The 13,639-nt window shown below is 71.3% G+C and carries 11 protein-coding genes; 6 read left to right on the forward strand and 5 right to left on the reverse strand.

Annotation, left to right across the window (positions count from 1 at the left end; all coding sequences use genetic code 11):
* Positions 1-38: 38 nt before the first annotated feature.
* From Val02_RS34095 to Val02_RS34105, 3 genes are all read right to left on the reverse strand, one after another.
* The gene (locus tag Val02_RS34095; RefSeq protein WP_239153549.1) at positions 39-1,469 is read right to left on the reverse strand and encodes a glycoside hydrolase family 6 protein; all 1,431 of its coding nucleotides are present in this window, start codon (positions 1,467-1,469) and stop codon (positions 39-41) included.
* A 134-nt stretch (positions 1,470-1,603) separates the two neighbouring features.
* Positions 1,604-3,556 (reverse strand): vWA domain-containing protein, encoded by a 1,953-nt coding sequence (locus Val02_RS34100; protein ID WP_203903407.1) that lies wholly within the window; start codon positions 3,554-3,556, stop codon positions 1,604-1,606.
* Between the two features lie 118 nt (positions 3,557-3,674).
* On the reverse strand, positions 3,675-5,111 hold the full coding sequence (locus Val02_RS34105) for a sigma 54-interacting transcriptional regulator (protein WP_203903408.1): 1,437 nt from the start codon (positions 5,109-5,111) through the stop codon (positions 3,675-3,677).
* Positions 5,112-5,185: 74 nt separating this feature from the next.
* On the opposite strand from Val02_RS34105, the gene Val02_RS34110 reads away from it, so the two are divergent.
* The 3 genes from Val02_RS34110 (at position 5,186) to Val02_RS34120 (ending at position 8,102) form a co-directional block, all read left to right on the forward strand.
* A complete protein-coding gene (locus tag Val02_RS34110) occupies positions 5,186-5,914 on the forward strand; it encodes an SDR family NAD(P)-dependent oxidoreductase (RefSeq protein WP_203903409.1) in 729 nt (242 codons plus the stop codon).
* 198 nt (positions 5,915-6,112) lie between these two features.
* Positions 6,113-7,348, forward strand: a complete 1,236-nt coding sequence (locus tag Val02_RS34115) for a helix-turn-helix domain-containing protein (RefSeq protein ID WP_203903410.1) — start codon at positions 6,113-6,115, stop codon at positions 7,346-7,348.
* A gap of 448 nt (positions 7,349-7,796) precedes the next feature.
* On the forward strand, positions 7,797-8,102 hold the full coding sequence (locus Val02_RS34120) for a hypothetical protein (RefSeq protein WP_203903411.1): 306 nt from the start codon (positions 7,797-7,799) through the stop codon (positions 8,100-8,102).
* Between the two features lie 158 nt (positions 8,103-8,260).
* On the opposite strand, the gene Val02_RS34125 is transcribed toward Val02_RS34120, so the two are convergent.
* On the reverse strand, positions 8,261-8,845 hold the full coding sequence (locus Val02_RS34125; protein WP_203903412.1) for an HD domain-containing protein: 585 nt from the start codon (positions 8,843-8,845) through the stop codon (positions 8,261-8,263).
* A 71-nt stretch (positions 8,846-8,916) separates the two neighbouring features.
* Here Val02_RS34125 and Val02_RS34130 point away from each other — a divergent pair, with 71 nt between their 5' ends.
* Positions 8,917-9,855: a GlxA family transcriptional regulator gene (locus Val02_RS34130; protein ID WP_203903413.1), complete on the forward strand. Its 939-nt coding sequence runs from the start codon at positions 8,917-8,919 to the stop codon at positions 9,853-9,855.
* Positions 9,856-9,879: 24 nt separating this feature from the next.
* Entirely contained in the window at positions 9,880-11,175 is a 1,296-nt protein-coding gene (locus tag Val02_RS34135) for an AMP-binding protein (protein WP_373317991.1), read from the forward strand.
* 52 nt (positions 11,176-11,227) lie between these two features.
* Here the strand turns inward: Val02_RS34135 and Val02_RS34140 are convergent, their stop codons facing one another.
* A complete protein-coding gene (locus tag Val02_RS34140; RefSeq protein WP_203903415.1) occupies positions 11,228-11,797 on the reverse strand; it encodes an RICIN domain-containing protein in 570 nt (189 codons plus the stop codon).
* 228 nt (positions 11,798-12,025) lie between these two features.
* On the opposite strand from Val02_RS34140, the gene Val02_RS34145 reads away from it, so the two are divergent.
* Complete coding sequence (locus Val02_RS34145) at positions 12,026-13,639, forward strand: serine/threonine-protein kinase (protein ID WP_203903416.1); 1,614 nt, start codon at positions 12,026-12,028, stop codon at positions 13,637-13,639.

A 13,639-nucleotide genomic window follows, 5' to 3' on the forward strand; every position in this document is an offset into this window, starting at 1 on the left:
CGCCCGACGCTTCTTGGGGGCGGGGAAGGGGGTCGTTCCTAAAGGACCGTGCAGGTAGTGCCGTTGAGGCTGCCCGTGGGGTCGGCGTTGGTGCCGCTGAAGGTGCCCTGGAAACCGAAGGTCTGCGAGCCGCCGCCCGCCGGGAGCGAGCCGTTCCAACTGATGTTGGTGAACGACACCACGTTGCCCGACTGCGAGCTGCCCACGTTCCAGGCGCTGGTGACCTGCTGGTTGCCGCTGAACGTCAGGCGCAGCGTCCAGCCGTTGATCGGCGTGCTGCCGTTGTTGACGATCGTCACGTTGGCCACGAAGCCGTTGTTCCACTGGCTGCTGATGTCGTACCTGATCGTGCAGCCGCCGATCGGGTTCTGGCTGGACGGGGCGGCGCTGGACGGCGGCGGGCTGGACGGCCGGGGGCTCGACGGGGCGGCCGACGTGGGGCCCTGCGTCGGCCCCTGGGTCGTCGGGACCACCACGCCCTGCGTCATCGTGTACGCCAGATCCGGCACGAACTGCCCCGCCGCGGCTGCGCAGCCGTCCGCCTCACCCGGCGGCTTGATCCAGACGAAGGCGTCCACGCTGGCCAGGCCGGTGTTCGTCGTCGGGAACTGGCCGACGCGGGCGTTCTGGTAGTCGCACCAGTCGGGCCAGCCGTTGGGCTGCGGGTTCACCGGGGACGGCCCGTTGCCGTTACGCGCGGTGTCGATCACCTGGTGCACGTTCGACGGGTTGCCGAGTGCGCTCAGGATCGACTGGCCGTACGAGACCTCGTTCGACGTGATGCGGTAGTTCGACGGGTTGGTGTAGAAGCCGTCCGTGGTGCGCACGCCGGCCGCGTCCAACCGCCGCGCGATCTCGGCGGGCGCGTGCCACGCGGAGTGGCCGGCGTCCAGGTAGACCTTCGCGTTCGGGTTGGCCGCCTTGATCTTCTGCACGGCCTGCTTGGTGTTGTTGTTGCGGTCGTTGATGCCGTTCGAGTCGAGGCAGGTGGTCAGGGCCACCGCGTCGGGTTCCATCAGGATCATCGCGGTGCGGTTGCCCAGCCCGGCGGCGATGTTGCTGATCCACTGCTGCCAGATCGTGAAGTTCGCGGCACCGCCGGCGCTCGCGCCACCGCAGTCGCGGTTCGGCATGCCGTAGATGACGAGCTGCGGGATCTGGTTGCGGGCGTTGGCGGCGCCCACGTACGTGGAGACCTCGTTCTGCACCGTCGAGACGTTGACGTTCGACAGCCACTTCGCGGTGGGCTGGCTGTTGATCACCGCGTCGATGCGGGCGGCCCGGGAGTCGTTGGGGTTCGCGGCCACCCAGGCGGCCACGCTGGTGTCCGGGTTCCGGTAGAACGAGCCGGAGAGCGTTCCGGCCTCGGCGGTTCCCAGGGTCAGAGAGATGCCGGCGACGGCGAGGACAGCGGCGGCTCCACCGGCGGTCAATGGGCGCCAGTGGCGAGCGAGACGAGGTCGAGGCACGAATCGGACGCTAGGTCGCGCTCTCTGCGACCAGCAATGGGAGCGAACCGGGTCGAAGCGCTTCGCCTCGAAACTTAACCGCTCTGAGCTGCGGCGGGACGATCACCGCCCCGCCGCACTCAGAGTGAAAGCATTCAGCCTCGACGCCCCCGACGGGCGCGCATGTAGTCACTCACCACATACCGTCCGAGATCCTCGGCCTCCGGCGTGAAGACCCGGCCGCCACAGCGCCGCGCCACCGCGTCGATGAACCGCCGCAGCCCCGGATCGTCGCCCAGCATGAACAGGTTGATCGTCGCTCCGTAGCGGGTGATCTCGTCGACCTCCGCGATGGTGGCCTCGATCGTCTCCCGGCGCGGCGGCCAGTCGAAGAACGCCTCGCCGTCGTCGAGCAGGTGCGACGTCGGCTCCCCGTCGGTCACCACGAGCACCACCGGCTCCGCGCCCGGGTGCTTGCGCAGGTGCCGGCCGGCGATGCGCAGCGCGTGCTGCAGGTTGGTGCCCTTGGCGTAGTCCGGCTCGACACCCGCCAGTTCGTTCTGGGTCAGCGGCATCGCGTACCGGCCGAAGCCGATGATCTGCAGCGCGTCCTGCGGGAACTTCGTCGCCACCAGGTGCGACAGGGCGAGGGCGGTCTGCTTCATCGGGCCCCAGCGGCCGTCGAGCACCATCGAGACGGAGAGGTCCACGCAGAGCGCGACAGCGGCCGATGCGCGATTTTCCGTCTCGACGACCTCGAAGTCCTCGACCTGAAGAGTGACGGTGGATCCGGGCGCGCGCTTGACCGCGTTCCCGACCGTGCGGACCACGTCGAGCGGCTGCTCGTCGCCGAACTCCCACGGCCGCGACGCGCCCGTCGCCTCGCCCGCCGCACCGGCGCTGCGCACGTCGTGCTGACCCCGCCGACCGGCCTCCAACTCGGAGAACGCCCGCTTCAAGGCCGTGTTGCCCAGCCGCCGCAGCGCCTTCGGGCTCAACGTCGGCCCGTCGTCGCCCCGGGCCAGCCAGCCCTGCCGCCGCAGCTCCCGTTCGAGCTCCTGGAGCCGTCGCACGTCGTCCGCCGCCGCACGACCCAGCTGCCGCTGCACCGCCTCGACGTCGATGTCGTCGAGCGTGGCACCGGGGTGCTCCTGGCCCAGCTGGTCGAGGAGGTCGTCCAGCTCGGACAGCTCGCCGAGGGCGTTGGCGGCGTCGCCGTAGCCGAGGTCGGGGCCGTTGCCCTGCATGCGTTCGCGGCGGTCCCAGTTGAGGTCCGGGCGCAGCGTGCGCAGGTTGGCGCTCAGCGCGGCCATCTCACCGGCGAGGTCGGCGTTGCCGAGGGCCTGCTGCATGAGGCCGGCCAGCTCCTCGCGCTGCTGCGGGGTGAGCGAACGCATGAGCCGTTCGGCCGCCGCCGCCCGCCGCGCCAGGGCGTCGATCAGCTCGTCGATGGACTCCGGATTCTCCGGGAAGAACTCGCCGTGCTTGGCCATGAAGTCCCGGAACGCCTGCTCGGTGTCCTCGCCGCGGGCCTGCTTGTCGAGCAGCCCGTTGAGGTCGTGCAGCATCTCCCGGATGGCCTCGCCGGTGCGCGGATCCGCCCCCTGCAGCGCGTCCTTCAGCCCCTCGAAGCGCTGGCCGAGCACCTCGTTGCGCAGCCCGTCGAGGATCTGCTGGTACAGCTGCCGCGCCTCGTCGCTCGCCCAGTTGTACCCGGACAGTTCCTCGACCGCCTTGGCGGTGGAACGCGGCAGGTTGTCCAGCATCGCCTCGGCGAAGCGGGCGTCGTCGCCGTCGCGGCCGGCCAGTTCCTCGCGTTCGGCCGCGAGCGCCTGGTCGAGCTGGGCGCGCGCCTTGGTCACCGCCCCGTCGAGGTTGCCCCGGCGCAGCGCCTCGCGGCGCATCCGGCGGGCCCGGGCGGCCAGTTCGTCCAGCCCCCGCCCGCCGTCGGGGCCGCGCCGGAGCATGTCCCGCAGCGCGTCGCGCAGGCTCCCGCCGGCGAGCACCTCGGCACCCACCTGATCGACCGCCGCCCGAACGTCGTACGGCGGCGCGAGCGGATCGGGCCCGCCCCGCCACGCCCCGTACCGGAAGCGGTTGTTGGTCATGTGATCCCGCCCGAGATCGGGGCGGCGCCCGAGTCGCCGCCTTCCCTCGTCACTACGGTCGCTGCGCTCCCTACGCTCCTCGGTCCAGGCGGCGCCGCGCCGCCCCGATCCGTGCTCATTATTTGCTTCCGTACACGGTGCGCCCACCTTCGGTGAGGTCCTTGGAGAGCCGGCGGGTCAGGTGCAGCCCCTCGAGCGCGAACTCCACCGCCGACGCCGCCTGCGCACGCGTCGGCGCGTCGCCGAAGCCGAGCCGTTCGAGCACCTTCGCCAGCCCCGGAACGCGGCCGACCTGGCGCAGCACCTCCTCGGCGGGGACCAGTTCGCCCGTCTCGATGACGCCGCCCTCGGAGACGATGCCGGTGAAGCCGGACAGGTCCAGCCCACTCAGCCGCGCCCGGAACGTCTCCGCCGTCGCCGTGCGCAGCAGGTGCGCCAGGATCTCGACCTCACGCCCCTCCTCGCCGCTCTCGAACTCCACCTTGCCCCGCAGGGTGCTGGTGACCGTGATCGTGTCGCAGATGCGCGCCACGGCGTCCGGTTCCCCAAGAAGGGCGGAACGTCGGAGCGCGGACGCCGACACGGTCTCCGCCCCCGCGATGGCGAAGCGGGCCGACACGCCCGAGCGGCTGTCCACCGCCGGCGACTCACGCACGGCGCGGGTGAACCGGGCGATCACCTCGACCAGGTGCTCCGGCACCTCGGCGTGCAGCTGCGCCTCCTGACGGATCAGCTCCGTCTCCAGCTCCAGGTCCAGCGGGTAGTGCGTGCGGATCTCCGCGCCGAAGCGGTCCTTCAGCGGTGTGATGATCCGGCCGCGGTTGGTGTAGTCCTCCGGGTTGGCGCTCGCCACGAGCAGCACGTCCAGCGGGATCCGCAGCTGGTAGCCGCGCACCTGGATGTCGCGCTCCTCGAGCACGTTGAGCAGCGCCACCTGGATGCGTTCGGCCAGGTCGGGCAGCTCGTTGACGGCGAAGATGCCGCGGTTGGTGCGCGGCACCAGGCCGAAGTGGATGGTCTCCGGGTCGCCGAGCGTGCGGCCCTGGGCCACCCGGATCGGGTCGACGTCCCCGATGAGGTCGCCGACGCTCGTGTCGGGGGTGGCGAGCTTCTCCCCATATCTCATCGAACGGTGCAGCCAGGCGATCTTCAGGTCGTCACCGGCCTCTTCGGCGGCACGCCGCGACGCGGGGCTCACGGGGTGGAACGGGTGCTCGTTCAGCTCGGAGCCGGCGATCACCGGGGTCCACTCGTCGAGCAGGGACACGAGCGAACGGATCACGCGGGTCTTGCCCTGCCCGCGCTCACCCAGGAGCACGAGGTCGTGGCCGGCCAGCAGGGCACGCTCCAGCTCGGGCAGAACGGTGTCCTCGTAGCCGACGACGCCGGGGAAGCGCTCCTCGCCCGAACGGATGCGGGCCAGCAGGTTTTCGCGGAGCTCCTGCTTGACGGTGCGGTACCGATGACCACTGGAACGCAGCTCACCGGCGGTGCGCGGCAGGTCTGCCGGCGCGACGGGCAGGGCGGACGGAGCCTGGTCAGGCGTTACTGTCACCGCTCGACGCTAGCTCGGGAACGTTACGGTCGGCCGCCTCTCGCCGGTACGCGCAGAGCTGAAAACTGATCCACATGCTCTTTGACTTGTCCGGGCGCACCGCCCTCGTGACGGGCGGCAGCTCGGGGATCGGCCGGGCGATGGCCGCCGCGCTGGCGGGTGCGGGAGCCCGGGTGGTGCTGATGGCCCGCGGCGAGGGCCCGCTCCGGGAAGCCGCTTCGGAGATGGGCGCGACGTACGTGCCCGCCGACGTCGGCGACCGCTCCGCACTGCTGCGGGCCGCGGAAGCCGTCGGCGACGTGGACATCCTGATCAACGCCGCGGCCGTGAACCTGCGCCCGCCGATGGACGAGCTGACCATCGAGCAGTGGGACACCACGATCGAGGTGAACCTGACGGCGCCGTTCCTGCTCGGGCAGCACTTCGGACCCCGGATGGCCGAACGCGGCTGGGGCCGCATCATCAACATCGTCTCCCAGCAGGCGACCCGGGCGTTCGGCAACAGCGGCGCGTACGGCGTCTCCAAGGCCGGGCTGGCCGGGCTCAGCCGCTCGCAGGCGGAGGCGTGGTCCGCGCGCGGCGTCACCTCGAACGCCGTCGCGCCCGGGTTCGTGCACACGCCGCTGACCGACTTCGTCGCGAGCGATCCGGTGCGCAGCCGGGCATTGGCGGAGCGCACGATGATCGGCCGGAACGGCGTCCCGGCGGACTTCGCGGGAGTGGCGGTCTGGCTGGCCGGCCCCGGTTCGGAGTACGTGACCGGCCAGTTGATCTCCGTCGACGGCGGCTTCTCGGTCCACTAGTGTGCTGCCGCGTCGGTGTCCGCAAGTATTGGGGCCGTACACAGGTTATAAGCGGGCGATGAGGTGCAGATGTCCCCACTATTTGTGTAGACCAGGAAACCGCATCGACGGCAGCATCGGCGTAGGCTCGAGAATTACGGCGGACCTGTCGGTCGGAAATTGTTCGGTCCGCGCCAGCACTCCCCTGGGGTGATGACGATGGCACCTTCCGGACGTCCGATCGGCGAGGCCCTCGGAGTGATTCGCCGCCGCCGAGGTCTCACCCAGGAGCAGCTCGCCGAGCGCTCCGCCGTGTCGTTGAGCGTGATCCGCAAGCTGGAGCGCAACGACCGCGACTCGGCGTCCCTGGCGACTCTGCGCAAGCTCGCCGGCGCGCTCGACGTGACAACGGTCGAGCTGTTCCAGCCGACGCCCCAATTCGAGCGCCCGCCAGCGGACGACGACGGAGAGCTGTATGCCATTCGCCGCAGCCTTCAACCGGCGCGCAGTCTGGGCAGCCAACCGGCCGTGACGCTCGCCGACGTCGAGCAAACTCCGACCCTCGACACGCTCCGCGACTCGGTACGCGAGATCAACGGTCTGTTCAGAGACTCGAACTACGCCGCTGCGGTGGCGGCGTTGCCGAGCGCCATCGAGCATGCCCGCCTGGCCACCATGGATCCCCCGGCAACTGAGCGGGACGAGATGTGGCGACAGCTGTCCCAGACCTACCTGACCGCGGGGATGATCCTCATTCAAATCCGCCGGGACGATCTCGCGTACCACGCCCTCGGACTGGCGATCGATGCCGGCCGAGAGATCAACGACGATGTCCTGGTGGCCTCGGCAGTCTGTTCGGAAAACTGGCTGCTGACCCGGCAGGGCCGCTTCGACGACGCAGAGCGAGCCGCCCTGAACAGCGCAGAGGCGATCGAGCCGAGCTTCACCCGCTCGCCACTCTGGCACGTCGCGGTGTGGGGTTGGCTGAACCTCGGCGCCGCAGCTGCTGCCACTCGCAACAACCGGGTCGACGTCGCCGACGAGGCGCTCCGACGGGCCCGCGCGGCGGCATACATCACCGCCAGGTACCGGTCACCGCACGTGGCCCACTGGACCGGACTGTCGCCGTCGGTGGTAACGATGCGGCAGGTCGAGTTGGCGGTGGTGGCTGGTGACGTCGACCAGGCGCTGCGCCATGCCCGGGAAGTTCCGGACGACGCCACGCCCCGGGTGACCCACCAGCGCTTCCTGCTTGACGTCGCTGCGGCTCACTTGGAGCGACGGCAGCGTGAAGAGGCCCTGGCCATCCTGCTCGGCCTGCACTCGACGGTCCCGGGTTGGTTGCGCCATCAACGGTACGCCCGCAGCCTCACCGGCCAATTGCTTCGAGGGCGGGCCCGGACGATCCCCACGCCGCTGCGGGAGTTGGCCGACTTCCTGGACGTGCAGGACTGACCCATCCTGGGTCACTGTCCAATGTAGACACACCAAACTGACCCGCCACGCACCTTCACGCAGGGTGAAAGATTGAGCACGATCGAGGAAGTGCAGCGGTCGGCGAATTGGTGGGGTAGCGATGACGGCGACGTATCTCACCGCATCGGTGTGGGCGGTCATCGAACGCGCCCAGGCCGAGATCGACCGCCATGTCGCCGCCGGGGTGGACGGCCGCTGTCTCGGTTGCAACGAGCGGGAGCCGTGCTCATCACGAGCTGCCGCTCATTCCGTCTTGGCGCGGTCGAATTCCCTTCCGCTTCGGCGGCCCGGCCTGGCAAGTCGAGGTGTCTCGGCGGATTCACGTTTCAACGGGTTCGCCGAAACGTAGTTCGCGCTCCGTTCAGTTTCTTTCCGAATTCGATCGGCTCGTCCTCACCGACAGGACGGGTCTGAGGAGTGTGCCCTCATGTCTGACGTCATCGCGCATCACGCCTGGTGTGACCCGACGCAGTGCGCCGTCGACCGGCCCGACTCATGCCATCGCGGCGCGGTCCATCGCATCGATTCGGTCTTCCTGGGAGATGTGGAAATCGCGATGCAACTCGTTGCCAATGCCGACGATCCGATCGGGGAGGCTCCGGTGGTGCTGGAGGTGCGGCTGATCCGTTCGTTCGGGGTGAGCGTCGAGGGTTACCACCTGGGCGGCAAGGCCGTGCGTCAGTTGCACGCGCTGCTCGGCCGGCTGATGCCCGCACTCCCCGCGGAGATCTGAGCCGTCGGGCCAGCGCGATCTTCCCGGTAGGCGCCTCGACCGACGCCCACACCCCGTCCGCGAAGCGGAACGCCCGCCGCACGGCGAAGTACGCGGTGAACTCCTCCTCGGCGCGACCCATGCCATATAGGCGAACGCGGGCCCGGGGATCGGTTGCCCTACTTCCAGACGAGTTCGGCGAAGGTGGGGCCGGCCGCCTCCGGGTGCCGCTGGCGCAGGAGTTCGCCGGCGAACGTCGTCGGCCGGGCCTTGCGCGGATCGCGGAGCGCCTGCGCCACGATCACGTCCATGAGCCGCTGCGCCACGTCGCCGCGCGGCAGGGCGGCGAGCGCCTCGGGCGGCACCTTCGCGGCCGGCCCGGCGACGTCGAGCATCGTTCCGGCCTGCATCAGGCGCACCTCGGCCGGGCTGCGCTTGGTCAGTCCCAGCGAGGTGTGCAGGGCGATCGCCTCCCACACCACGCCGACGCGTGACGCGGCCATCCCGGCCGACTCCAGGAAGGCGGCCGCCGCGTCGGCCCCGTCGACCTCGAACCGCTGCCCGGTGTCGGCGGCGTCGGTGAGCCCGAGGTCGTGCAGCAGGGCGGCGACGAAGAGCAGTTCGTCGTCGAACTCCTCGCCGCCGGCCTCCCCGACGGCCCGCCCGAAGAGGTAGGCGCGCAGGCAGTGGTGGGTGAGCCAGTCGGGTTGGGTCTCCCTGGCATATCGCAAAGCGGCGTCGGCAAGGGGTGTGGAAGGCGTCATGCGAAGGATCCTGCGGCGACCGAAAGCAACATACGAGTGGCCAGAAAGACTATCTCCGCTAAGTTCGCGACATGCGTGTCGTCGCCGTGCTCGCCCTGCCGGGAGTGGTCGGGTTCGATCTGATGGTGCCGTGCGTGGTGTTCGGGGCCGCCTCGGATCGGGTTCGCCGGTACGAGGTGCGGGTCTGTGCCGCACCCGGGGCGGGCAGCACCACGCGGCGCTACGGCGGGCTGACGTTCCGGGCGCCGTTCGGGCTGGACGGGTTGGACGATGCGGACCTGGTCGTCGTGCCCGGCTACGACCTGCGCATCCCGGAGCCGCCGGCGGCGCTCGACGCGCTCAGAAGGACCGCCCGGCGGGCGACCGTCGCGTCGATCTGCACGGGGGCGTTCGCGCTCGCGGCCGCCGGGCTCCTCGACGGGCTGCGCGCCACGACCCACTGGCAGTACGCCGCCCTCCTGAAGGAACGGCACCCGCGCGTGGAGGTCGCCGCCGACGCGCTCTACCTCGACAACGGCAGCCTGCTCACCTCGGCCGGGGTGGCCGCCGGCCTGGACCTCTGCCTGTACCTGGTGGGGCGCGACCACGGGGCGGCCGTCGCGGCGGAGACCGCCCGCACCGTCGTGATGCCGCTGCACCGCGACGGCGGGCAGGCCCAGTACGTCGCCTACACGCCGCCCGCCGACGCGACGGCCATCGCGCCGCTGCTCGACCGGCTCCGCGCCCGGCTCGGCGAGCCGCTGACCCTGGCGAGCATGGCCGCCGCCGGCGGGATGAGCGTGCGCAGCCTCCAGCGGCGCTTCGCCGACCAGGTCGGGAGCAGCCCGCTGCAGTGGCTGCTGCGCGCGCGGATCGACCGGGCGCGGCAACTGCTGGAGACCACCGACCTGCCGATCGACCGGGTGGCGGCGGAGGTCGGGTTCGGGTCGCCGGTGACGCTGCGGCACCACTTCGGGCGGGTTGTCGGGGTGGCACCCACCGCGTATCGGGCCACGTTCCAAGGAAAATAGATGAAGCACAATGAGCGGATGTCGATGTTCGCAGCGGTTGAGGCGCCGATCAGCATCGCCGGCCGGACCCGCCTCTCCGGCGACCTGCACACCGCCGCCGCGCGGCTCGCCACCCGCCTCGGCGGGGCGAGGGCGGTCGCCGTGCACGCCACGCCGTCCCTGGAGACCGTGGTGGGGGTGCTCGCCGGGCTGCACGCGGGCGTTCCGGTCGTGCCGGTGCCGCCGGACTCCGGGCCGCTGGAACGCGAGCACATCCTGCGCGACAGCGGCGCGGAGATCGTGCTGTCCGAGGAGACCGTCGACCTCGACGCCACCGGGCCCGAGGCGCCCGCCGTGCAGCGGGATCCCGCGCTGATCCTCTACACGAGCGGCACGACCGGACCGCCGAAGGGTGTCGCCCTGTCGCGCGCCGCGATCGCCGCCGGGCTCGACGGGCTCGCCGAGGCCTGGCAGTGGAACGCCGACGACACGCTCGTTCACGGCCTACCGCTGTACCACGTGCACGGGCTCGGCCTCGGCGTGCTCGGCGCGCTGCGCACCGGCTGCCGGCTGGTCCACACGGGACGGCCGGTGCCCGCCGCGTACGCGGCCGCGGGCGGGTCGCTCTACTTCGGCGTTCCCACGATCTGGTCGAGAATCGCGGCGGACCCGGGGGTGTCGCGGGCCCTGCGCCCGGCGCGCCTGCTCGTCTCCGGGTCGGCGGCGCTGCCGACACCGGTCTTCGCGGCACTGCGGGCGCGCAGCGGGCACGCGCCGGTCGAGCGGTACGGCATGACCGAAACGATGATCACGGTGAGCGCCCGCGCGGACGGCCCGCGCCGGCCGGGACATGTCGGCACGCCGATCCGCGGCGTCGAGACGAGGCGCAGCCCCGAGGGCGAACTGGAGATCCGCGGCGCCACGCTCTTCAGCGGCTACGTCGGCCGCCCCGAGGAGACGGCGAACGCGCACACCCCGGACGGCTGGTTCCGCACCGGCGACGCGGCGGAGATCGACGCGGACGGCTGGCACCGCATCCTCGGCCGGATCCGCACCGACCTGATCAAGAGCGGCGGCTTCCGGATCGGCGCGGGCGAGGTGGAGGACGCGCTGCTCACCCATCCGGCGGTGCGCGAGGCGGCGGTGGTCGGCGCGCCGCACGCGGACCTGGGCGAGCAGGTGGTCGCCTACGTGGTGGCCGACGGCGTGGCCGAACGCGCCCTGATCGAACACGTCGCGACGAGCCTGTCCGTCCACAAGCGACCCCGCCGGGTGGTGTTCGTCGAGTCGTTGCCCCGCAACGGCATGGGCAAGCTGCAGAAACACCTGCTCCAGAAATAGGGCGACGCCCCCGGATCCGTCCGTGGATCCGGGGGCGCCTGAAGGGGAGCTTCTATCGCGTGGACGTCGTCCAGTAGTGGTCGTCGCGACGGTCGCAGGGCCAGAGCGTCAGCCTGGCGTCGCGCCCGCCGGCGCCGTTCACGCCGTCGACGTCGAGGCACAGGTCGGTCTGCACGTGCCGCAGCATGAACCGCGACCGGTTGCCCACCGCCGTGAACATCTGGTTGTCCCGGTCGCCCAGGATGCAGCGGTACTCGGAGACCGGCGTTCCCTCGTCGACCTCGCCGCCGCCCGGCACGTCGAGGCACAGCCCGTCGCGGTCGTTCATGATGGCGAACTCGTCGCTGCGGTCGTTGACGCTCAGGAGCCAGAACTGCTGGTTGTCCCCGCTGCCCGGCCGGCAGTCGTACTGGCTGACCGGCCCGCCCTCGCGACCGTTGCCGGTGCCGGGCAGGTCGACGCACATACCCGTCATCACGTTGCGGATCAGGAACGGCCGGCGGCTGTCGAAGGGCGCCGCTTCGGTGCGGTCGTCCGCTGACGCGGGTGCCGCCAGGGTGAAGGCGCTGGCCACGACCAGCGCCACCGTGAAGATCGCTCGAGTGATGTCTCGGGTACGCATAGTTGCACTCTAAGCAACCAAACGCATACTGTGGGCTAAATCCGACAAATAGGTAAGCGTCAGCGAACGCAACACGCCGTCACCCGGTTACGGGCCGGACGTTACAGAACCGGAGGACGACGGTCGGAGGAGCCGCACAAAACTGCGCTTGCAGCGGGCTCACCTCACCGATGGTCGATACATTGCCACTGCTCGTAACCGGCGATAACCGCGCGGAGGTCCATTCCGGTGCAGCGTCAGCGCACGCTCAGCCCTCAGGTGCTGGGCCCCGACGGCACGGTCGTCACCCGCAAGTACACCCTGATCGAGGAACTCGGCCGGGGCGCGAACGGCACGGTCTGGCGCGCTCGCGCGCACACCACGGGCCGCGAGTACGCGATCAAGATCCTGCACGCGGATCAGGTGAGCGCGCCGAAGGCGCTGGCCCGGTTCCTGCAGGAGCGCACGATCCTGCTCAAGCTGCGCCACCCCAACCTCGTCGCCGTGCACGACCTGCTCACCACGAACGACGGTGCGCCGGCCCTGGTGCTCGACCTGGTGACCGGCGGCACACTGCGGGAGTTCCTCCGGGAAAGAAGAACCCTGCCCCCGGCGGAGGCCGCGCGCCTGCTCGGACAGGTCGCCTCGGCGCTGGCCGCCGCCCACGCGCACGGCATCGTGCACCGCGACCTCAAGCCGGACAACATCCTGCTCGCGCCGCTGATGGACGGCTCGATCCAGGCCCGGCTCACCGACTTCGGCATCGCCCGCCTGCCGGGCAGCTCCAACAACCTCACCACCACCGGCGCCGTGCTCGGCACGCCCAACTACATGGCCCCCGAGGTCATCGAGGGCCGGCCCGCCACCGAGGCCGCCGACGTGTACGCGCTCGGGATCCTGCTCTACGAACTCCTCGTCGGGCGGCCGCCGTTCGACGACGAGTGCGACACCGTGATCCTGCTCCGGCACACCCGCGCCGCCCCGAAGCCGGTCACCGGCATCCCGGTGCGGTTCTGGGCGCTGATCGAGTCCTGCCTGGACCGCAACACGCAGCGCCGCCCCGACGCCGCGGCGCTGGTCGACACGCTCGCCTCCCTCGCGGACGAGAGCACCGGCCTGCCGGCCTCGCCGCCCCGCCCGCGCGGCACGTACCTGCCCGCCGACGAGCCGTCCGCGCAGGAGAGCGCACCACCCGTGCCGCAGCAGCGGCGCCGTCGCTGGAAGCGGTCGGCCATCGCCGCCACCACGGCCGTGGTGCTGCTGATGGTGATCGCCGCCGGCGGCTACCTCGTCACCCGGCACGGCGGCACCGGCCACAACGCCGACACCGCGGCCGCCGCGACGGCTCCCCCGCCCACCGAAGCGGAGTCCGGCGCGGGTGGCGCGGGCGTACCCGTCGTCGACGACTCCGGCGTGGCCGCCGCCGGCCCCGCGGCCGCCACGTCGGGCGTTCCGTCGTCCGGGCCGCCGCCGCGCATGGCCGCCCCGGCCGGCGGCACCCCCGAGGGCTACGGGCCGTGGCGCTGCGCCGACTTCAGGTGGGCGCTGATGCATCCCGTGCTCGGCAAGACCTGCAACGCCACGGGCCCGTCCGTGCGCATCCTGGCGACGTTGAAGGCGGCACCGGGCGCGCAGACCGACGTCAGCATCGCCGTGCAGAACACCGCCACGGACCAGGTCGTCGGTGGGCCGTTCACCTGCGCCGGGCTGAAGTACACGGAGACCGCGCCGGAGCAGAGCTGTGGGCCGTTCGCCGTGGACCTGCCGAAGGGCGGCAAGTACCGGGTGATCGCCACCTGGAAGTACACCGACGCCGGCATCGTGCCGGGCGGGGCGGTGCGCGGCGACACGTTCGAGTGGTGA

It is taken from the genome of Virgisporangium aliadipatigenens (assembly GCF_016863615.1).
GTDB classification, from domain to species: domain Bacteria; phylum Actinomycetota; class Actinomycetes; order Mycobacteriales; family Micromonosporaceae; genus Virgisporangium; species Virgisporangium aliadipatigenens.

What these genes read in the sequence shown, in the direction of transcription:
- Val02_RS34100 (WP_203903407.1), bottom strand. Translation starts at nt 3,556, where the DNA reads ATGACCAACAACCGCTTCCGGTACGGGGCGTGGCGGGGCGGGCCCGAT.
- Val02_RS34110 (WP_203903409.1), top strand. Translation starts at nt 5,186, where the DNA reads ATGCTCTTTGACTTGTCCGGGCGCACCGCCCTCGTGACGGGCGGCAGC.
- Val02_RS34115 (WP_203903410.1), top strand. Translation starts at nt 6,113, where the DNA reads ATGGCACCTTCCGGACGTCCGATCGGCGAGGCCCTCGGAGTGATTCGC.
- Val02_RS34120 (WP_203903411.1), top strand. Translation starts at nt 7,797, where the DNA reads ATGTCTGACGTCATCGCGCATCACGCCTGGTGTGACCCGACGCAGTGC.
- Val02_RS34125 (WP_203903412.1), bottom strand. Translation starts at nt 8,845, where the DNA reads ATGACGCCTTCCACACCCCTTGCCGACGCCGCTTTGCGATATGCCAGG.
- Val02_RS34130 (WP_203903413.1), top strand. Translation starts at nt 8,917, where the DNA reads ATGCGTGTCGTCGCCGTGCTCGCCCTGCCGGGAGTGGTCGGGTTCGAT.
- Val02_RS34135 (WP_373317991.1), top strand. Translation starts at nt 9,880, where the DNA reads ATGTTCGCAGCGGTTGAGGCGCCGATCAGCATCGCCGGCCGGACCCGC.
- Val02_RS34140 (WP_203903415.1), bottom strand. Translation starts at nt 11,797, where the DNA reads ATGCGTACCCGAGACATCACTCGAGCGATCTTCACGGTGGCGCTGGTC.